Annotated in this window: 12 protein-coding genes, 1 tRNA gene and 2 pseudogenes; 5 read left to right on the forward strand and 10 right to left on the reverse strand. The window is 63.5% G+C overall.

Annotation, left to right across the window (positions count from 1 at the left end):
• Positions 1-102: 102 nt before the first annotated feature.
• A complete protein-coding gene (locus RMQ73_RS11865) occupies positions 103-1,920 on the reverse strand; it encodes a putative 2OG-Fe(II) oxygenase (protein ID WP_310498461.1) in 1,818 nt (605 codons plus the stop codon).
• A 33-nt stretch (positions 1,921-1,953) separates the two neighbouring features.
• The gene (gene recG, locus RMQ73_RS11870) at positions 1,954-4,008 is read right to left on the reverse strand and encodes an ATP-dependent DNA helicase RecG (RefSeq protein WP_310498463.1); all 2,055 of its coding nucleotides are present in this window, start codon (positions 4,006-4,008) and stop codon (positions 1,954-1,956) included.
• Positions 4,009-4,089: 81 nt separating this feature from the next.
• Here recG and RMQ73_RS11875 point away from each other — a divergent pair, with 81 nt between their 5' ends.
• Both RMQ73_RS11875 and mfd read left to right on the forward strand, forming a co-directional pair.
• On the forward strand, positions 4,090-4,359 hold the full coding sequence (locus tag RMQ73_RS11875; RefSeq protein ID WP_310498464.1) for a succinate dehydrogenase assembly factor 2: 270 nt from the start codon (positions 4,090-4,092) through the stop codon (positions 4,357-4,359).
• 9 nt (positions 4,360-4,368) lie between these two features.
• Entirely contained in the window at positions 4,369-7,995 is a 3,627-nt protein-coding gene (gene mfd / locus RMQ73_RS11880) for a transcription-repair coupling factor (RefSeq protein ID WP_310498466.1), read from the forward strand.
• Positions 7,996-8,029: 34 nt separating this feature from the next.
• Here the strand turns inward: mfd and RMQ73_RS11885 are convergent, their stop codons facing one another.
• Positions 8,030-9,769 (reverse strand): GGDEF domain-containing phosphodiesterase, encoded by a 1,740-nt coding sequence (locus RMQ73_RS11885; RefSeq protein WP_310498467.1) that lies wholly within the window; start codon positions 9,767-9,769, stop codon positions 8,030-8,032.
• Between the two features lie 172 nt (positions 9,770-9,941).
• On the opposite strand from RMQ73_RS11885, the gene moaA reads away from it, so the two are divergent.
• The 3 genes and pseudogenes from moaA to RMQ73_RS11900 all read left to right on the forward strand — a co-directional run bounded on the left by moaA (position 9,942) and on the right by RMQ73_RS11900 (position 11,914).
• Positions 9,942-10,976 carry a GTP 3',8-cyclase MoaA gene (gene moaA, locus RMQ73_RS11890; RefSeq protein WP_310498468.1) on the forward strand — a complete coding sequence of 345 codons (1,035 nt, stop codon included), beginning with the start codon at positions 9,942-9,944 and terminating at the stop codon, positions 10,974-10,976.
• Positions 10,977-10,983: 7 nt separating this feature from the next.
• A pseudogene (locus RMQ73_RS11895) lies at positions 10,984-11,763 on the forward strand (NAD kinase).
• 76 nt (positions 11,764-11,839) lie between these two features.
• Positions 11,840-11,914, forward strand: a tRNA-Asn gene (locus tag RMQ73_RS11900).
• Positions 11,915-12,057: 143 nt separating this feature from the next.
• Here RMQ73_RS11900 and RMQ73_RS11905 read toward each other — a convergent pair.
• From RMQ73_RS11905 to RMQ73_RS11935, 7 genes and pseudogenes are all read right to left on the reverse strand, one after another.
• Complete coding sequence (locus tag RMQ73_RS11905) at positions 12,058-12,624, reverse strand: hypothetical protein (protein ID WP_310498469.1); 567 nt, start codon at positions 12,622-12,624, stop codon at positions 12,058-12,060.
• Positions 12,625-12,699: 75 nt separating this feature from the next.
• Positions 12,700-13,899 (reverse strand): type ISP restriction/modification enzyme, encoded by a 1,200-nt coding sequence (locus RMQ73_RS11910; protein ID WP_310498470.1) that lies wholly within the window; start codon positions 13,897-13,899, stop codon positions 12,700-12,702.
• 44 nt (positions 13,900-13,943) lie between these two features.
• Complete coding sequence (locus RMQ73_RS11915; RefSeq protein WP_310498471.1) at positions 13,944-14,555, reverse strand: hypothetical protein; 612 nt, start codon at positions 14,553-14,555, stop codon at positions 13,944-13,946.
• A gap of 200 nt (positions 14,556-14,755) precedes the next feature.
• Positions 14,756-15,664: an IS1595 family transposase gene (locus RMQ73_RS11920; RefSeq protein ID WP_310498472.1), complete on the reverse strand. Its 909-nt coding sequence runs from the start codon at positions 15,662-15,664 to the stop codon at positions 14,756-14,758.
• 373 nt (positions 15,665-16,037) lie between these two features.
• Positions 16,038-17,843, reverse strand: a pseudogene (locus RMQ73_RS14300) (N-6 DNA methylase); the annotation flags it as partial.
• 701 nt (positions 17,844-18,544) lie between these two features.
• On the reverse strand, positions 18,545-20,026 hold the full coding sequence (locus RMQ73_RS11930; protein ID WP_310498473.1) for a YfjI family protein: 1,482 nt from the start codon (positions 20,024-20,026) through the stop codon (positions 18,545-18,547).
• Positions 20,016-20,488, reverse strand: a 473-nt coding sequence (locus RMQ73_RS11935) for a toprim domain-containing protein (protein ID WP_310498474.1), incomplete at its 5' end; no start/stop codon positions are given. The genes RMQ73_RS11930 and RMQ73_RS11935, both read right to left, overlap by 11 nt.

Below are 20,488 nucleotides of genomic sequence, written 5' to 3' on the forward strand. Positions count from 1 at the left end.
CGGCCGGCGAGGCGGGCGGCCTTGAGCCGCTCGAACTCGTTCGACGTCAGGACGCGGCTTTGCCGCGTCCCCCTGCGCTCGCCTCTTCGCCCACATACCCCCCTACCCCGGCACCACATCAAACGCCGCCGTCAACCGCGCCGCATCACTCTCGAACGGCAGCGTGCCATGCCAGGCGTAGCTTGGAAAAATCACCAGCCGGCCCGGCGCCGGCCGCACGATCCGGCGCGGCGCCAGATCCAGCCCCAGCGCCGCCTCGGGCACGCCGAATTGCAGCGCGCCGGCATCGGTTGCTCCCACCTCCGGCGGCAACGCCACATAGAATGCCGAGCTGAGCCAGCCCTGCGGGTGCATGTGGCTGACGTGAAAACCCTGTGATTTCAGCCGCACCGACCAGCTGCCGCTGAACCGCAGGTCCGGCGACAAGCGGCCGAGGAACGGATGCCCCGGCTTTGACATCTGCTCTGGCGCCAGCGCCGACAGACAGTCCCGCACCGCCAGCATCGCCGCATCGCGCAGCGCGCGGATCACCGGCTCGGCGCTGTCGAACAGCGTGCCGCGCGTTTGCGTGCCGCCCCGCAATGTCTGGTCGGCCGGCGCCGCAAACGTGTTGTGCTTGGCCGCCAGCACCGCCGCCAGATCGCCCAGAAACGCCGGCAGCGTGGCCCAGCCCGGCGGCACTGGCAGGTCGGCCACCATGATCAATCGTTCGTAATCGATCAGCCAGTGTTCGCGCGGGTCACCCAGCAGCCGCCAAATCAGCGTCAGCAGCGACCATGGCGACTGGCTGTCGCCCATCAGCCGGGTGGCAGCCAGCGCCGGCGCCTGCGCCGCCGCCGGGTCACCGCTGCGCAACAGCGTCCAGGCCAGGACATTTTGCGCTGCGCCCAAATCGGGGCGCCTTTGGGCCAGCGCCTGCGCGCCGGCAAGGGCGGCGTCATGCGCGCCGCTGGTGATATCGGCGCTGATGAGGCCCAGTTCCCAGCGCACCTCTGCTCCATGCTGGCGATGCGCGGCGGCGATGAAGGCGCGCATGGCATCGGTATCGCCCACGCCGCGTGCCGCCGCGATGCCGGCCAGGAAGCGCTCGGGCGGCGCCGGATTTTGCAGCGCGGCGCGGTAACCATCCAGCGCTTCGGCCTTGCGGCCGATCTGGGGCAGCAATTCGGTCAGCGCCGTCTGGACGGGTTCAAAATCCGGCTGTGCCGCCGCCAGCGCGCGATATTGCGCCACGGCCTCGTCGAAGCGGCCCAGATCCGCCAGCACATGCCCGCGTGTCAGCAGCGTTTCCGGCGCGCGCAACCCGGCAGCGATGGCGGCATCGAGATCGGCCAGCGCCTCGTTCGCGCGGCCCAGGACACGCAGCGCCGAAGCGCGGTTGTGGCGGGACGGCAGGTCGCCGGGCCGCGCCGCAATCGCCGCCGAAAACGCCGCAACAGCAGCGGCGGCATCGCCCTGCGCCTGTGCCACCGACCCGGCCACGGACGCGACGCGCGGGTCAGCCGGCGCCAGCGCGCGCGCCGTGCCGAGCGCCTGTGTGGCCAGCGGCCAGTCGGCGCGGTCAAGCGCCGCAATGGCGATGTTGATCCAGGATTCGAGATGCCCGGGCACAGCCGCGACAGCCTTTTGCCAGGCGCCGAGCGCGGCATCGCCCTGCCCCATGCGGCCCAGCAGCGCGCCATAGCTGTTCCAGATACCGGCATTGCCCGGCGCGGCGCGGGTGGCGGCGGCGTAGTGGCGCAAGGCATCGTCGGTGCGGGCGGATTGTTCGGCGGCAATCGCGCTCAGATACTGGACATCGGGGTGAGGCCGCGCGGCCAGCGGCAGCTGCGCCAGACAGGCCTGCGCAGCCGCAGTCTGGCCCTGCTGAAGGTGCCTGAGCGCCTGTTGCAAGTTCTGGGTATCGGCGGCGCTGAGCATGACGTGACCGATACACGCGGCGCGGTGTCAAATCTATCCGGACCGCAGCAGTTGCACACCGGTATCGCGTTCGAACAGATACAGCAGCACGCGCGCCGCCTGCCCGCGCGGGCCCTCAAGCCCGCCATCGCGGTCGAGCAGCAGCCGGGCATCGTCGCGCGCCGTGCCGACAAGCGCCTGCACTCGTTGCGGGTCGGCAAAGCGGAACGCCGCCTCGCCGGATTGGCGCACACCCAGGATTTCGCCGGCACCGCGCAGGCGCAGATCCTCCTCGGCGATCCGGAAACCGTCGTTGGTCTCGCGCATCAGCTTCAGCCGCGACCGCGCCGTTTCCGACAGCGTCTCGCCGCGCAGCAACAGGCACACCGACCGCCCCGGCCCGCGCCCGACACGGCCCCGCAGCTGGTGCAACTGGGCCAGGCCAAACCGCTGCGCGGCCTCGATGATCATCAACGTGGCGTTCGGCACATCGACGCCAACCTCGATGACGGTGGTGGCGACCAGCAGCTTGAGTTTGCCGGCGGAAAAATCGGCCATGACGGCGTCCTTTTCGGCAGGCTTCATGCGGCCATGGACAAGTCCGATACTGTCCCCGATGGCACCCTTCAAGAACGCGGCGCGCTGCTGCGCGGCGGCTTCATCGCCGTCCTCGGTGCCTTCAACGAGCGGGCAGACCCAATAGGCCTGTCCGCCGCCGGCCATGTGCCGGGCCAGCGCCGCGACCACTTCGGGCAGGCGGTCGGCAGCGGTGACGCGGGTTTCGATGGGTTCGCGCCCCGGTGGCAGTTCGTCGATCTGGCTTGCGTCCATTTCGCCGAACCGCGTCAGCGCCAGGCTGCGCGGGATCGGCGTGGCCGTCATCGCCAGCACATGCGGCGGCACATTGCCCTTTTCCGCCAACAGCAAGCGTTGTGCGACGCCAAACCGGTGCTGTTCATCGACAACGATCAGGCCAAGATCCTGATAATCGACGCCTTCCTGGAATATGGCGTGCGTGCCGATCAATATGTCGATGCGGCCCATCGCAAGGTCGTCCAGCCGGTCGGCGCGCACCTTGCCCTTGTCGCGCCCCGTCAGGATGGCGATGCGGATCGGCAGGTGCGCGGCCAGTTTCGAAAGCGTGGCAAAATGCTGGCGCGCGAGGATTTCGGTGGGTGCCAGCAGCGCCGCCTGCGTGCCAGCCTCCACGGCGGTCAGCATCGCCTGCAGCGCGACCATGGTCTTGCCCGAGCCGACATCACCTTGCAGCAGCCGCAGCATCGGCGAGGCCTGCGCCATGTCGCCGGTGATTTCGGCGATAACGCGGCTCTGGGCACCGGTCAGTGCCCAAGGCAGGCTGGCAAGCAGCGGCGTCGTCAAGGTACCAGTGCCGACCAGCGCCCGCCCGCGCCGTGCCCGTGTGTCGCGGCGCACCAGCAGCAGTGCCAGTTGATTGGCCAGCAGTTCGTCATAGGCCAGCCGGTCGCGGCCGCCCTCAAGCCGGTGCGCCGCCATCAGCGCGTCCTGCCAGCCCGGCCAGTCGTGGCGTGCCAGCACCGATGGTTCGATCCATTCCGCCAGCGCCGGCACGCGTTCCAGTGCCTGTCCGACCAGCTGCGCCATGCGCCGGTTGGTGATGCCTTCGGTCAGCGGATACACCGATTCGCGCGTCAGGCCCGGCGCCGGATCTTCGGGGCTGGTGACCTCGGGGTGGCTGATCTGCAACGTCTGGCCATAGGAATCGAGCTTGCCGGTGATGCGGCGCGGCTGGCCGAGCGGCAATTTGGTCTGTGCCCAGGTGGCGCTTTGCCCGAAGAACACCAGATCGACCCATTGCCCGCCCGAATCGACCGCCGCGACCCTGAGCGGTGAACGTGGCCCGCCGCGATTGTGGCGCACCGGTGTGAGCGTGACGATGACGGGCCGGCCCACCAGCGACACGTCCAGCACATCGACCATCTGCCGTTCGATGGCCATGGTCGGCAAATGAAAGGCCAGATCGATGACGCGCGCCAGTTTCAGCCGCGCCAATTGCCGCAGTTGGGCAGCGCCCACCCCCTTGAGGGCGGCCAGTTCGGCGAACAGCGGGTTGAGGATGGCGGGGCGCATGTCTAATGAAGGGTCATAGCACCGCGCGGCCGCTTTGAAATGGCCGGGCGGCAATTGGCATTTTTTGGGGCGGAGCCGTTCATGGACATAGATCATCGCCTGCGCCGCATGAAATTTCGTGCCTGGCATCGCGGCACCAAGGAGGCCGACCTGCTGATCGGCGGGTTCTGCGACCGTTATGCCGCCGGCTGGACCGACGCCGAAATGACCTGGTTCGAAGCCATCCTTGAAGAACAGGATGTCGATGTCATGGCCTGGGCGTTGGGCACGGCCGTGCCGCCAGACGCATTTTGCGGCGCGCAGATGGATGCGCTGTTGCGGCTGGACTATGTCGCCATTGCAATGCGTTGAGGACGTTTCTTGATTGACCTGAGGAACTTTGTCACCGCACGGCGGCCGTTGACGCTGGCGCGCTGCGCCGGCGGCTTTCTGCCATGGTTGATGGCCGATGCCGCGCGGGCCGCCAAGGGCCGCGCCGTGTTCATCGCCGCCGACGAGGCACAGGCCCGCTCCCTTGCAGATGCGGCGCAGTTTTTTGCGCCCGAACTGTCGGTCATCATGCTGCCGGCCTGGGACTGCCTGCCCTATGACCGTGCCTCGCCGTCGCTGCGGGTGGCCGCCGAACGGCTGGCGGCGTTGGCGGCGCTGGGCGAGGCACCTACCGGCGCGCAATTGCTGGTGACGACTGTCAACGCCATGACGCAGCGCACATTGCCGGCCGCCCGCATCGCCGCGCTGACGGCCATCATCCGCCCCGGCACGCGCATCGACCGCGACCAACTGGCGGCCAAGCTGGCGTCCAACGGCTATGTCCGCGCCGATACGGTGGTGGAGCCGGGCGAATATGCCTTGCGCGGCAGCTTGCTCGACCTGATGCCGGCGGGTGCCGACGCCGGGCTGCGGCTCGATTTCTTTGGCGACGAGGTGGAAACGCTGCGGCGCTTTGACCCCGCCACGCAGCGCAGCCTGGGCAGCGCCGATGGCTTCACGCTGTTGCCGGTCAGCGAAGTGCTGATCGACGAGGCGCGCATCAAGGCGTTTCGCGCCGGCTATCTGTCGATGTTCGGCAGCGTCGCCACGGCCGATCCGGTGTACGAGGCGGTCAGCGACGGGCGGCGGCTGGCGGGCATGGAGCATTGGCTGCCGTTGTTCGAGCCGGAATTGACCACCATGTTCGACTGGCTGGGCGCCGATGATGTCATCGTGCGCGATAGCGGTGCCGATCTGGCCGCGTCCGACCGGTTCGACGCCATTGCCGATTATCACGACAACCGCACCGCCGCGCTCAGCCAGAAAAAGGGCAGTTACCGCCCGCTGCCCGCCGATGCGCTGTATCTGGACCGCGCGGAATGGGCCGGGCTGCTGGCCAGCCGCAGCGTGCACGTCGCTTCACTGCACAGCGTTGCCGATGGCACACTGGCCGCCATCGACTGCGATGCCGTGCCAGCCCGGGATTTCGCGCCCGAACGCGTCGCACAGGCCAACAACGGCCCGCCCGTCTACACCGCAATCCGCGCCCATATCGAAGGGCGGCGCAGTGCCGGCGACCGGGTCATCCTTGCCAGCTATTCCCACGGCGCCCGCGAGCGCCTGATGGGGCTGCTGGTGGACGAAGGCGTCGACAGGCTGGGGCTGGCCGACAGCTGGCAGGAGGCGCTGGGCGTGGCGGCGCGCGGCAGCATCGCGTTGACCGTGGTGCCGCTTGAGCATGGCTTTACCCGCATCGAGGCGAAATCGGCCATATTGGTGCTGACCGAGCAGGACATGCTCGGCGACCGGCTGGTCCGCAAGAAACGCAGCGCCCGCAAGGCCGATGCCTTCATGTCCGAGCTGGCGGCGCTCAGCCCCGGCGACCTGATCGTCCACCGCGACCATGGCATCGGGCGCTATGATGGCCTGGTCGCCATCGAAATCGCCCGGCGGCCGCATGACTGCGTGATGCTCAGCTATGACGGCGGCGACAAGCTGTATGTGCCGGTCGAGAACCTCGATGTGCTGTCGCGCTATGGCAGCGACAGTGACGGCGTCGGCCTCGACAAGCTGGGCGGCGTGGCGTGGAGCACCCGCAAGGCGCGGATGAAGCAGCGCATCCGCGAGATTGCCGGCGAATTGCTCAAGACTGCCGCCGAACGCGCGCTGCGCCAGGGCGAGCCGGCAGTGGTCGATCCGCATGACTATGCTGCCTTTGTCGATCGCTTTCCTTATGCCGAAACCGATGACCAGTTGCGCGCCATTGCCGATGTGCTGGAGGATCTGTCCAGCGGCAAGCCCATGGACCGGCTGGTGTGCGGCGATGTCGGGTTCGGCAAGACCGAAGTGGCATTGCGCGCCGCGTTTGCCGCCGCCATGTCGGGTATGCAGGTCGCCATCGTTTGCCCGACAACGCTGCTGGCGCGGCAGCATTTTGCCGGCTTTCAGGAACGTTTTGCCGGCATGCCGATCCGCGTGCGCCATCTGTCGCGGCTGGTCAGCGCCGCCGACGCCAAGCTGGCGCGCGAAGGCATCGAGGACGGCACGGTCGATATCGTCGTCGGCACCCATGCCATTCTGGCCAAGTCAGTGGAGTTCAAGCGGCTTGGGCTGGTGGTCATCGACGAGGAACAGCGGTTCGGCGTGGTCCACAAGGAGCGGCTGAAGGCGCTGAAGGCCGATGTCCATGTGCTGACGCTGACGGCGACACCGATTCCGCGCACCTTGCAGATGGCGCTGACGGGCCTGCGCGAAATGTCGATCATCGCGACGCCGCCGGTCGACCGCCTGGCGGTGCGCACCTATGTCATGCCGTTCGACGAGGTCGTGCTGCGCGAGGCCTTGCTGCGTGAACATTATCGCGGCGGGCAGAGTTTCTTCGTGGTGCCGCGCATCGCCGACCTGGCCGATATCGAGGAATTCATCCGCCGCGAAGTGCCGGAGATCAAGCCGATTACCGCGCACGGCCAGATGGCGCCGTCCGAAGTCGAGGAACGCATGAGCGCGTTTTATGACAAGCGCCATGACGTGCTGCTGTCCACGACCATCATCGAAAGCGGGCTGGACATTCCATCGGCCAACACGCTGATCGTCCACCGCGCCGACCGTTTCGGCCTGGCGCAATTGTATCAGATCCGCGGCCGCGTCGGCCGTGCCAAGACCCGCGCCTATGCCTATCTGACGACGCCGGCCGGGCAGGTGGTGTCGGAAACCGCCCAAAAACGCCTGCAGGTGCTGAGCCAGCTTGATACACTGGGTGCCGGGTTCCAGCTTGCCAGCCACGATCTTGACCAGCGCGGCGCCGGCAACCTGCTTGGCGACGAGCAATCGGGCCATATCAAGGAGATCGGGTTCGAACTTTACCAGTCGATGCTGGAAGATGCGATCCTGGAGGCGCAGGCCCATGCGCGCGGTGTCAAGCCACCGGAGGAGGCCTTCAGCCCGCAGATCACCGCCGAAGTACCGATCCTCATCCCCGAGGATTATGTCCCCGACCTCAATGTCCGCATGGCGCTGTATCGCCGGTTGAACGAGATGACGAGCCGCCCCGACATCGATGGTTTTGCCGCCGAGATGATCGACCGGTTCGGCAAGCTGCCCATCGAGGCTGCCAACCTGCTGGCGATCATCGAGATCAAGCTGGCCTGTCTGGGTGCCGGCATCGCCAAGTTGGAGGCCGGGCCAAAGGGCGGGCTTGTGACGTTCCAGGGCGACAGTTTTGCCAACCCCGAAGGCCTGTTCGCCTACATCGACCGGCTGGGGGCACGGGCAAAGATTCGGCCCGACAACAAGCTGTTCGTGGCTGCCGAATGGGCCGGCGACCAGGTGCGATTGAAGGGTGCGCTGGCGCTGGCGTCATCGCTGGCAAAGATTGCCGGCGGCGCTGCTGTCGGTCCCGGAAAGGCTGCTCCGGAGGCAAAGGGCAAGCCTCTGCCACCCAAGACGGCGACGCCGTCAAAGCCCCCCCCGAAGGTGCCGATACGCCCTTCGGTGTTCAGGTCGAAAATGCGGGGTTGATCTGCCAGACCGGCAGTGGACGGCTGACTCGTGGTCAGCCACCCATTGCCGGCAGATGCATCTGCCGGGTGCGGCAAAAGGCCCGCAGGCCGGCTGCGTCGAGCGGCGGCGCGACGCAAAAGCCCTGCACGCCGTCACAGCCGGCGGCGCGGGCGGCGGCAAGCTGCACCGCGTCCTCCACCCCTTCGGCGATAACCGACAATCCAAGCCGGCGCCCGGCCGCCACCACGGCCTCGACCAATATGCGTTCGCGTTCGGTGCCGCTCAGGCACAGTGTCAGGCTGCGGTCGAGCTTGAGGATATCGACCGGCAGCTTGGCGAGCCGGGCCAACGAGGAGTAGCCGGTGCCGAAATCGTCCAGTGCCACCTGCACACCGTCGCGGCGCAGCACATCGAGCAGCGCAGCGGCGGCCTCCATATCCTCGATCAGCGCATCTTCTGTGACTTCCAGCACAAGCCGGTTCGGCGCGAAGCCTGCCTGCGCAAGGTTGGCCGCCAGCGTTTCGATGAACAGCGGATCGGCGAGATCGGCGGCGGTGACATTCAGGGACAGCTTGAGTCTGGCTTCGGGGCCGGTCCAGTTGGCCGCGGTCGCTATGGCCTGGGCGCGGATGTAGCGGCCAAGTTCCAGCGCCAGTTCAGCAGACGCCGCGGTTGCCAGCAAAGTGGTGGCGGACAATTGCCCGAATTCGGGATGCTCCCAGCGCACCAAAGCCTCGGCGCCCATGATGCTGCCGCCCGGCACAGAAAGCTGCGGCTGGAACATCAAGGTGATGCCGCCCTTGACCATGGCGCTGTGCAGATCGGATTCCAGATCGGCCAGCCGGGTCAGCGGATCGCCGCCAGGGCTGGTTTCGAACCATGCGACGGCGCCGGCTTCACGGCCGCGCGCATTGGCAAGTGCGACCCCGGCGCGGTGGACAAGCCCCATGGCATCGCTGCCCGGCAACGCCTCGGCAGACGCCAGCCCGGCGCGTCCGGACAGATGGATCAACCGGTCATCAATGGCAAAGGGCCGCGAAAAGCCCTCGACAAGCTGCCGCGCAAGGGCTTCCGCATCATCGCGGCTGACATCGCCGGCCAGCGCAAAGCCGAATTCTGCCGCCGCGAGCCGCGCCAGCAGACAGGCGTCGACACCTTCGTGGCGGGCATCGACGATGTGCGACATGCGCATCGCCAAGGCCCCCAGCAGGCGGTCACCGACATCACGGCCATATGCAGCATTGATCTGGGCAAAGCGGCCTACACCGATGGCCACGACGAATACGCCCGACCGGCCCTTTGCAAGCTGGCGGGACACCCATTCATTGAGCTGTTTGCCCGTCGCCAGACCGGTCAGCCGGTCGGTAATGAGAATGTCGCGGTCACCCTGGCTCGCGGCATTTTCGAGCCGGTCGGCATGGCGCACGGCCAGCGCCAGTGCATTGGCAAAGGCCTCGCCGCCAAAGGGTGACACCAGCACGCCTGTTGCGCCTGCTTCACGCGCCGCTGCAACTGATTCGCCATCCGTGCGCGACAGCATCACGAGCATGGCGCCGCAGCGCTCCTCGACCGCCGGGCCAAGCGACTTGGCCACGCCAAGACCAAGCTCAAGCGCGCCGCGGCAATCGACCACCACCATGCGGACGGGTTCGGACTGGAATCGTTCCGCTGCGGCATCGGCCCGTCGTTCGATGCGCGGCCCCATGGAGGCCTCCGTCACCATCCTGGCAACATCGTCCGCATATCGCGTCGAAATGATCAGCACAGGTTCGTTGGTGGCGCGTGTCATCATGGCCCTTAGAACTTCGGTGCCGGGCAGCACCGATCTGTCATCCTTAAACACAGATTGCAGCGCTGTCAGCACGCACAGCGGGGCTTTTTGGCGCACACTGAGGCCGGGCGGCGCCGTCAACGCGTCTGGGGGCTGGACTTGGGCTCGCCCCGCCCCCACTCTTGGGACGACCATGCACCACGCCGACCACCAATCCGTGCCGCCTGCCGGCGCACCGCTTATCGACCCCTTTGGACGGCCGATAAGCTATTTGCGCGTGTCGGTGACCGACCGCTGCGATTTTCGCTGCGTGTATTGCATGTCCGAACACATGACATTCCTGCCCAAGTCCGAAGTGCTCAGCCTTGAGGAGATCGACCGGCTGGCGACGGCGTTCGTGCGGCGCGGTACGCGGCGGCTGCGGCTGACCGGCGGCGAGCCGTTGGTCCGGCGCGGCATATTGGATCTGGTCGCGTCGCTGGGCCGGCATCTGAAAACCGGCGCGCTGGACGAATTGACGCTGACCAGCAACGGCTCGCAGCTCGACCGGTTTGCCGAGCCGCTGTTTGCTGCCGGGGTGCGGCGCATCAACGTCAGCCTCGATACGCTGGACGCCGACCGGTTTGCCGCCATCACGCGCTGGGGCCGGCTGCCACAGGTGCTGGACGGTATCAGGGCGGCCACGGCAGCGGGCATCAGGGTCAAGCTCAACATGGTGGCGCTGGCCGGGGTCAACGAGGACGAGATCGAGGCAATGCTGGCCTTTGCAGCCGACAATGGCCATGACCTGACGCTGATCGAAACCATGCCGCTGGGCGAGATCGACGGCGACCGCATGGACCAGTATCTGCCGCTGTCGCGCGTGCGGGAACGGCTGGCCCGGCGTTTCACCTTGCAGGACATCGCCGTGCGCACCGGCGGCCCGGCGCGTTATGTGCGCATTGCCGAAACCGGCCAGACCCTGGGTTTCATCACGCCGCTGACGCATAATTTCTGCGAAAGCTGCAACCGCGTGCGGCTGACGGCGACGGGGCAGTTGTATATGTGCCTGGGCCAGGACGACAGCGCCGACCTGCGCGCCGTCATCCGGGCGACGGGCGATGATACCGCGCTCGACCGGGCGCTGGACGAAGCGATAAGCCGCAAGCCCAAGGGCCATGACTTTGTCATCGCACGGCGCGGCGCGGCACCGGCCGTTGCGCGCCACATGAGCGTGACGGGCGGTTGAGCCGGCCATGAAGGACAAAAAGATGAAATTGGCGCTGCTCGTGTCGGACAGCCATGTCGCCAAGGCCGCAGGGCAACTGCTGCGCGATCAATATGCCTTTGTGCCGGTGCGCGAAGCCGATGTCGTGGTGGCGCTGGGCGGCGATGGTTTCCTGCTGCAGTGCCTGCACGAGGCCATGTTGCTCAAGGAACCCAAGCCGATGTTCGGCATGAACCGAGGCACCGTCGGCTTCATGATGAATGACTTCAAGGCCTAGGGCCTGGCGGCGCGGGTGGCGGCGGCGCGCACGTTCACGCTGCACCCGTTGCAGATGACCGCCGAGACATTCGATGGCGACACCGTGACCTGGCCGGCGATAAACGAGGTGTCGCTGCTGCGCGAGACCCGCCAGACGGCCAAGATCGGCATCGTCATCGATGGCAAGCTGCGGATGGAAGAGTTGATCTGCGACGGGGTGCTGGTGGCGACGCCGGCGGGATCGACCGCTTACAACCTGTCCGCCAACGGGCCGATATTGCCGTTGCAGGCCGATCTGCTGGCGTTGACGCCGATCAGTCCGTTCCGGCCCCGGCGCTGGCGCGGCGCGCTGCTACCAGCCGAATCCGTGATCGAGTTTCAAGTGCGCGAGGCCCGCAAGCGCCCGGTATCGGCAGTGGCCGACCAGCACGAAGTGCGCAACGTCGCCAACGTCAAGGTCAGGACCGACAAGAGCGTGCGCCTGGAGCTGATGTTCGACCCCGGCTATGCGCTTGATGACCGGATCAGCCTGGAGCAGTTTGCGACCTAAAGGGATTAGCAGTTTGCGACTTGAAAAGCCCTTGCCGGCCCGCAAACGCGCCGCTATAGCCGCGCCTCCACGCTGTTCCTCGGTAGCTCAGCGGTAGAGCATTCGACTGTTAATCGAATGGTCGTAGGTTCGAATCCTACCCGGGGAGCCAGCGTGGTTAATCAATCGCTTGAAACATAAGCGGTTTTAGCGGACGAATTTTTCTGCTCCCCAAATCGTTCCCCAAATTTACCCTCGGCTTGATGGGTCAGGGAGCAGATCACGCCTCTCGGCAATGACATTCGCGCGCATGACCTACAGGCGCCGCATAATCGCATCCATCGTGGCGCTACACACATCGTCAAGCGCTTCATACCGCTTCCAGTGGCGTTCATAGGTGCAGCGCCACATCCCCTTGGGTTTCCGGGGAAGCAAGGCACCGAACCCAGTCTCGCCCCCCAGCCTGGATTGCAGTCGAAACATCGCTTCAAATGGCCGATCGGCGCCCGGGATGCGCTGCGATCGCCACGCCAGCCGCAAAGCGCCCGCAGAGGCGAAGCAATCAGCACCGGCGGGTAGGTATAGTTTTAGCGCCCGGGTCCCGCGATAGGGGCATATAGCCCACCAGCGTCGCCCCCCAAAATGAGGCACTGTCGTGCAAAGGCGGATTCGCTGGTGCACGGCCTCGCCTTTCGGCCCGCATGCATAACACAAATCGAGGCTGGCGCTCTCAGGGTCGGTAAGATCGGCACTGAAGGCGACTGAACCCGCCGGCTCGCTGCCATATTGCCAATGCAAGGTGCCGGTCATCAAGGCACCATCACGCGCGTGGCCGGTGCGCAGCATCCAGCCGATATCCACATACAGGCTGGTATCTGCCAAACGCCGCCCGCCTGATCGCCCTGATCCATATCCGCCCATAAGGCAGAACATATCAAAAACGATTCTGCACCGCCATCAGGGCTGGGGCAGATCGATCAACTGCATGATGCGGTGGGTTTCATCCAGAATCTTGATGATGCGCTGGTAGTGGCGCACGTCATCCCAGCTTAGGGCGCGGCCCTTGCGGTCTTTCAGCCATTTCTGTGCCGGCTGGTATCCGCCGATATGGAAATTCCAGGCGGTGGCCGAAACGCCAGAAAAGCCCTGTGTTTGGTTGATCCACACCTTTCCCAGTTCATGGCGCGGCTTGTCCACCACGCTATCGCCCTCTCCTTCAAACGGGAACGGCGTGTCGCCGATGGCGGCCGGCTCCATCAGGTGCAGGCGGCGCAAGGCCTCCCCCTGTTCGCTGATGGCGCGGAACACCGCTGGCGATGGCGGGAACGGCACGCGCGGGAAATCGATCTTCAGGAATTCGGCATAGGTTTCACGATAGGCCGGGCTGTGCAGCACGCCATAGATGTAATCGAACACTTTCACTTCATCGGGGCGGGTGTCGCCCGTCGCGCAGCGGAAGGTGTCTGTGCCATCGGGTACGGGCGATGGGCCAGTCAGGTCTGCCGCTGCGCGAACGCGGGCATATAGTTTTTGATCGAAGTTAACCTGCACTGACCGATCAAGGCTTTGCTCATCAGGATAAAGATAAAGCGCCTGGACGTAGTTTCCTTCTTTCATCGAAACTGCGTGGTGGATCATGATGTCATCAACGCAAAATGAATGGCACCATGGCAAATCGATATCTATCTTTCGTGTGAGGGAAAGAGCAATATTCTCATCGATAAGATGACGCATGTTCTGTAGAACAGGTCTGGCATGAAACCCGCGCGTCACTCCGGTATAATAAGTGAACTTATAATCAAAAGGCGCGTACAAAATGCGACGTACCTTTGCATCTGATGGGCCGCTTGCGTTCACATCATCAAATGCGTTCTTCGCTGTCCAGTCGCTATCTTTTGGAAGTGAAAAATCACTATGAACTGTTTCCAATTTTGCTCGCGAGAATTTTACAACATGTTGCCACAATTCGTCTCGGCTGAATTTGATAGTGAAATCATCGCGCTTTGTGATCATGCCCATTGTCATGAAGGGCATCAGTTCAGCGACCGAAAAGCGGCAATTATATACTTTAGTTAGCGAGTCTGCGATGACAACAGGATTTAGCCCGGATGTTGGGGGCAGAGAAACAAACAGGGCCGGCGCGTTTAATGCCGGCAAGCACTACGAGATTGGCGAGGTCGTCAATGTGGCTGATGGCGTATTCAGCGGGCGCTGGGTAGTTCGATCTGTTCAAATAGGGCGCTGTGAACCTGATTGTTGCCGTCATTCATAATAAAATAGCAAATAGTCTGTTCGTCAGGTGATGCAATAATATGCCTGTTTAGTAAGGCTATAATTTTATCCCTCCAGCCCGTGATCTCGGCAAATTTTAATGGCCTGTCATTTTCTAGAATGTTTTTTGCGTGCCCGCGATGTAGTGCACCTCCCGCATGACGGTTCCATAGATTAACAAGATCTGTCTGCGTAAGAAAGCCAGTAGTTTTGTGAACCCAACTTGGTATGCCATCTTCAATTATATCTTCGGCCTCTAGTGGGACTGGAAAAAACTTTGGGTGAAGCCTTGATAGATTTTTGATTATATAATCTGCCTTATGGGTTGTATATAAATCGGCCTTTGGTTTCATAGAGCCGTGTATTACTAGGCAGCCGATAGCAATTAGCTCGCAGATCATGCGCAGTTGAAGATAGCAAAGCTCCTCGGCAATCTTGGCGCGTAAAGGCACCTCTTTATTCAGCACGGCGGATATCGCTTCGGTCCGGTATTTGATTTCGACCAGCAAACCCCTGTAGGTGGTGGAGGCGGATTCATTCACAAGGACACCCGATGTCTAGCGCTGACGACAACACCTACTCCGAAGCGGAGACAGCGGCCCGTCGAGAGGCGGCGATAAAGCGTATGCTGGCGACCCCCCACAAGCCGCACAAGGCTAGCGGGAAGCCGCCCAAGGAGTCGAGTCAGTCGGGGAGATAACGCTTCCCGCGCGTGCCAATCTGTCGCGGAATTTTCGCCAGCTTAGGCGGCGAGTTTGTCAGTCCGCCGATAGGTGAGGCGGCGACCTTCGCCGCCCTTGAGGATGGCAGCAGCGCGCTCGCCATCGGTCAATTCGCGGGTGTTGTAGCGAAGATCGAACTCGGCGCAGTAGCGGCCAAGGTGCGCTTCGCTCATGTGGTGATAGGTGCCGATGACGCCGCGCTTGAAGATCGAGAAGAAGTTTTCGGCGGTGTTGCTGTGCTTGAAGCCGCCCGTGGTGACGTATTGCTTGGCGCTGTGGTTGACGACGCTATGACCGTTAAACTCGCGCCCCATGCGGGTGTAAACCGGGCTTTCGTCGGTCATCAAATGTGAGGCGCGGTCAACGTTGGTGACGACCAGCGCGCGAACATCGGCGGCGTTGACGTTGGCAACATGGAATGAGCGGGCCTTGCCGTTGCGCTCCACAAGGGCAACGACGGCCTTCTTGGGGGCAGGCTTGCGGGTGGCGCGGTTCTTGGCCTTGCCGCCAACATAGGTTTCATCGGCTTCCACAACTGTGTCAGGACCGCCCAGCGGGCCGGTAGGGGCCGCGCCGTCCATGGCTTCGCGGATACGGTGGCAGAGGAACCATGCCGTCTTGTAGGTCACGCCTAACATGCGCTCCATTTGTTTGGCGCTCATGCCCTTCTTGGACGCGGCCATAAGGTGCGTGGCCAGCAACCACTTGTGCAGCGGAACGTGCGAGCGTTCCATGACCGAGCCGGTGCGAACGGTGAACTTGTCGCGGCAATCGTTGCAAAGGAACATACCAGCCTGGGTCTTGCCTTCCATGCGGCGAACACGAACCGAACCGCAAAAGGGGCATGACGGCTCGCCAGCCCAGCGGGACGCTTCGATGTGAGCGCGGGCGGCGTCTTCGTCGTGAAAGATTTTGTCGGTGATATTCATGGCGGCGTTCCTCTGTGGAACCTTTATGCCGCAATGCGTCTGCTAAGTAAAGTATATAATTGCCCGAAAAGCCCTGCGAATAAACTTCCTCCACCGCATAGTTGCGCGCCACGAACGGATAGGTAGGCGGCTTGTGCGGCAAGGCGGCTGGCGCCAGGCTTGTGGCGGTTCCAGCCCATAGGGCATCATATTTGCCGCTCCGCTTGCCCCACAGGTCGCCATGGAAAACCTCGGCCAGCGGTTTGACCTTGCGGCTATCAGTCTTGCGCTTCACCGCGATAATGATCGCCACGCCCTGCATGATATCGAACACGTTCGTATCCGCCCTGCCATCGGGCGCCACTTCCTTCTTCTTGGCGTTGCCGTGCAGATCGATCACGTGGATGCGATCAAAGCTGTTCATCAGGTGCCAGCGCATGCCGCGAAAGGTGGGATTGTCCAGGTAGCCGTGGTTGGTGATGAAACCCAGCACACCCTCGCCGTTCTTGGCAATCATGTGTTCGGCCAGGCGGATGAACTTCACATAGTCATCATTGATCCACTTGGGGTTGCGCTCTTGCAACCGCTGCTTGCCGCCCGGCTCCTGTTTATAGGCTTCCATCAGGCCCATGATCCACGCGCCCTTGTTCGCGCTTTCGCCGGAATATGGCGGGTTCCCAATCACGCACATGATGGGGTGTTGCCGCTTGATATCGCTAGCCGCCTTCGCTTCATTCGCCATGGCCAGTGACAGGCCAAACAGCGATTGTTCCACCCGTTCGCCTTCTTCCAGGCTGTTGGTAAGATAGACGCCCAGCCGGGGCGGGTTGCCGGATGGATTGTAGCCCAGTTCGGTCAGGATCATGTCCAGTTTCATGTGGCACATCGCATAGCTGGCCATCAGCAATTCAAAGCCGTGCAGACGCGGGATCAGGTCTTGCTCCACATAGGTGGACCAGTGCCCCGGCGCGATGCCCTGCACCCGGCCCGCCACCAGCTTGATGACTTCCGCCAGGAACGTGCCGGTGCCGGTGGCAGGATCGAGTATCTGCACCCGGTGCACGTCCTTGCGGATGGTGACGGGCTTGCCGCTCTTAGGGTTGGTTTGCCCAGTATCCCAATCGATGGTGACTTTGCTGGTATCCGCCAAGCCATCGGCAAGGCCGAATTCGCTTTTCAGCACATCATCCACCGCCCGCACGATGAAGTTCACCACCGGCTCTGGCGTATACCACACGCCGCGCGCCTTGCGCTTGGCCGGGTTGTATTCGGCCAGGAAGGTTTCATAGAAATGCAGGAAGGGATCATTGCGGGCAGTGAACTTGCCGAAATCCTTCAGGATGGCGTGCAGATCGGCGGCGCGGAACACGTCGCACAATTCATCGATCACCCAGCGGATGCGCTCATCCAGATCAACACCGGCGATATAGCCGAACAATGACCGCAAGAACGGGTTTGATTTGGGCAGCAGGTCCAGCGCCTCGCTGCGGCTGAACGTGTCCAGCGACGTGTCATGCAGGCGGGCGGCGAACAGGCCATAAGCGATGGTTTCGGCATAGATGTCGGCAAAGTCCGCCACGGTGATATCGTGGATCAGATTGGCCTTGAACGCCTCATACTGGCCGGTCAGATCGGTCAACCGTTCGGCCGCGATATCGGCCACCAGCGCGCGGCCCATGATGTCCTTGATGATCGCCGCCTTGCCGGCCATCATCTCGGCCAACTGCCTTGCGGTGCCAATGCTGATGGGTGTCGCGGTTACGAAGTTCCGTAACAGGCTTTCGAGGACGGGGAAGTTTTCCGGACGCGCCGGTGTGGTGGGGATCAGATCGGCAATGGTGACAAAGGCCGTGCTTTCACCCTTGCGGATGAATTCGAAATCCAGCCCGTTGGTGTAGATCAGGTTGGGCAGGCCCTTGGTGTAACGCGCTTTTTGTTCCTTGCTGTAATCATTTGCGGCAAATTTTCGGATGTCCTTGCCGATGTCTTTCGCTTCCACCCAGCCGATGGAAATGCCGTTTCGGTTGAACACGAAATCCGGCGCACCGACATCGGTCAGGCGCTTTGGCTCATTGATGACAGACACATTCCTGTCGATGCTTTCGAACAGTCGCGACAATGCCGGACGGAAACTGTGTTCCGTGCTTTGGCCGCTTGCGTGCAACGCGCGGATTTCGGCCAGATACGCCTGAATTTCCATTGATGTGCGGCCTCGTGAATGTTTGCATCATGCTTACCGGCTGGCCGGCGCCGCGCCAAGATTTTCCGAAATCATTAGGCAACTTGGCCTTGCTCGCCCCGTCGAGGTTCCCGTGTTTGATTGGCTTAACCTGCCTATGGCGATCATCAGGAATGACAATCGCAGAAAGCGCGCGAGCGGGATGGTGTGCAGATATTGAAGTTCCTTGATTCTGCTGTACGCATCTGTGTTCGTGCAAGCCGCCGGCCGTTTCCAAGTCTCGCATATTCTGCGTTCGCCAGGGCATCCCAGAGCATCGCGCGGTAGCAAGCGCACGCGTCTGGGCACACTATCGCATGGCGGCAGTTCCGAGTTTAAAAAACTGCCTTGAGCTTATCGATAGTGCGGCCATCTCTTTTTCGTGAAGCCCACGAACAATGGCAGCCTCCAACACGGCCAACCTCGCAAGAGATAGCCGTTGAGACCCCTTGCGCTCGCATTTTCTGTAAAGATTAGGCGCCCTTGCGCGAGGTGACCGAGGCCACCATCACCCATTTACGGTTTCTGAAAATTGCAGACGGAATGCTCTGAGCACACCGTGCCGAATAATCCGGCTGGTGCCCTTCCCCCCCCAAGCCGGCCGAATATCCGGCCCTAGTTTATTGCTGTCGCCGGATCGCTGAAAACCGACCGGCCTCTGCTAATCCTGCGAATGGCGCTAATCACAAGCGCCGCCACACCTTCTTGCGCGGCGTGCCATCAATGATTGCTCCGCCGTCCATCTGGCGGACAAGGCCATGCTCCGCCAGCAACATCAGCACCCGCTCCGCCGTGGCCTTGTCACGCACGCACGCCGGCCCGCTCTGGTAAATCAGGCTCATGGGAAACACGATTGCACTTTGTCTCGTCAGAAACGCCAGAACCTTCTCCGCCGCGACCAGATCAGGGTTTAGCGCCGCAGCCTCTTGCAACCGCAGCATCTCGCCCGCGTAAAACTCCGCAAGCACAATGCCGGCATCAAGATCGGCCGCCGTTATCTGGTGGGTTTCCGCGCTCCGCAACATCGCCAGCACGCCCGCGATGCGGCCGGCATGCTCCGCCGCCTTGCTGCCCCAACCGCGCATGCGCTCCCATACTTCGCCCTCGCCTTGGCGCGCTTCGCAGCGGCGGGAATAGCCTTTCCATGCAATCGCGGCGTCAGGCGCGAAACTCAGCTTGCGGGGCGCCAGGTGGCGCGGATCGCCGCCCACGGTTTCATATGGCCGGCTCAGCAGAGATGCGATTGCGTCGTTGAACCGACCCAGCGCCGCCGTGTCCGCTGGCGTCACCTCCCGCCCGAACCGATGACCGAACGGCACATGGGGCGCCGACACGAGCATGCGCGCCGTCAGCCCGGTATCGATCGCCTCCCGGTCCGCAAGCAGACGCGGCGCCAGCACGGGTTGAAACATCAGGTGCAGCGCCAGCCGCCGGCCGTGAAGGCTTGCGCTTTCCTCGCCCGCACGCATGCGCTTGATCGGCCCGCCATCCCACAGGGCGTTCAGTCCGCCTAGCGTGCTGGCCTTGTTGTCAGACTGCATGCTCCACCCGCCAAGCATCTTGCCGCCCTCGTCAGAGAACAGCCCCAGCGCGGCCGGCGCCGTCTTAAAGGCGCGTTCCAAGCCCTGTAATGTCGGATCGGCAACCGTCAGGATCGGCATCATCGGCGGCGCCGGTTCCTGCCCCAACGCCTTGAGACGCGCCGCCATGCCTCCTTGGTCAACCTTCTTGTCGCTCAGACATTTGCGCTTTGCCGCCTCCCAAGCCGCGCGGGCGCACGAATGTTCATGGCTCAGCGCCACATAACCCATGGCCATTTCTCGCTCGTGCGCGGCAACGGGCGCCATCGCCAGCCGGTCCGCACTGGTTTTGCGAGAACCGGATTCCGCCACAGTCAACACAAAAAGGCTTGTCGGCTTCACACCCACTGCATCAAGCGGAAACTGCACATCTGCATGCCCCTGCACCCCCAGTGACGCCACCGCCAGAACCGAACCGGCGGCAATGGCCTCAGGACATTCCACCTTGCCGGATATGGCGCGGATCGCCCCTGCAAGCGGATCAGGAAGGGCATCAACTGGAAAGGCTGCACCCGGCGGTAATGCGCGAAACAACGGGAGTTTGTCGGGGCGTTCTAGTTCGCCCGTGTCGGTGTCATGCATCATGTGAGAAATGCTCCGTCATGCCCAGGGCGCGGCGGATCAGCTCGCCCCCGCCCGGTGAAGTCCAAGTGTCTGCAAAATCGTAGCCCTTGCTCTCAGGCCAGTCTGGCGGGCGCGGCGGGTGTGAAACCAAGCCGCCCACGGCAAGCGCAGCGTCATCGGCCTTACGTAGCCCAAGGTTGCCCGCCGGCCCCGTGTCCATATCGGCGCACAGGATAAGGCGCGCGCCCGGCTGGAAGCCGGCAACCGCCATGGCAACAGCGCCAAGGTTGCCGGCCGTCATCGCCGCGACAACGGCAACGCCTGTGGCAAGATGCACCGCCGCCATGGTTGCCGCGCCCTCGCCAATCGCGATGATATCGGCTTTGCTGCCGGGCGCGAACCCGGCCCGCCACATGCAGCCGTCAATGCGGGCGCCGGGCAGAAACCGCTTGCTGCCGTCGGGCATAATGCGCTGCACGTTCC

The organism is Sandarakinorhabdus sp. (genome assembly GCF_031430775.1).
Taxonomy (GTDB): domain Bacteria; phylum Pseudomonadota; class Alphaproteobacteria; order Sphingomonadales; family Sphingomonadaceae; genus Sandarakinorhabdus.

Coding starts and splice junctions, on each gene's coding strand:
- RMQ73_RS11865 (WP_310498461.1), bottom strand. CDS start 1,920: ATGCTCAGCGCCGCCGATACCCAGAACTTGCAACAGGCGCTCAGGCAC.
- recG (WP_310498463.1), bottom strand. CDS start 4,008: ATGCGCCCCGCCATCCTCAACCCGCTGTTCGCCGAACTGGCCGCCCTC.
- RMQ73_RS11875 (WP_310498464.1), top strand. CDS start 4,090: ATGGACATAGATCATCGCCTGCGCCGCATGAAATTTCGTGCCTGGCAT.
- RMQ73_RS11885 (WP_310498467.1), bottom strand. CDS start 9,769: ATGATGACACGCGCCACCAACGAACCTGTGCTGATCATTTCGACGCGA.
- moaA (WP_310498468.1), top strand. CDS start 9,942: ATGCACCACGCCGACCACCAATCCGTGCCGCCTGCCGGCGCACCGCTT.
- RMQ73_RS11920 (WP_310498472.1), bottom strand. CDS start 15,664: ATGAATATCACCGACAAAATCTTTCACGACGAAGACGCCGCCCGCGCT.
- RMQ73_RS11930 (WP_310498473.1), bottom strand. CDS start 20,026: ATGATGCATGACACCGACACGGGCGAACTAGAACGCCCCGACAAACTC.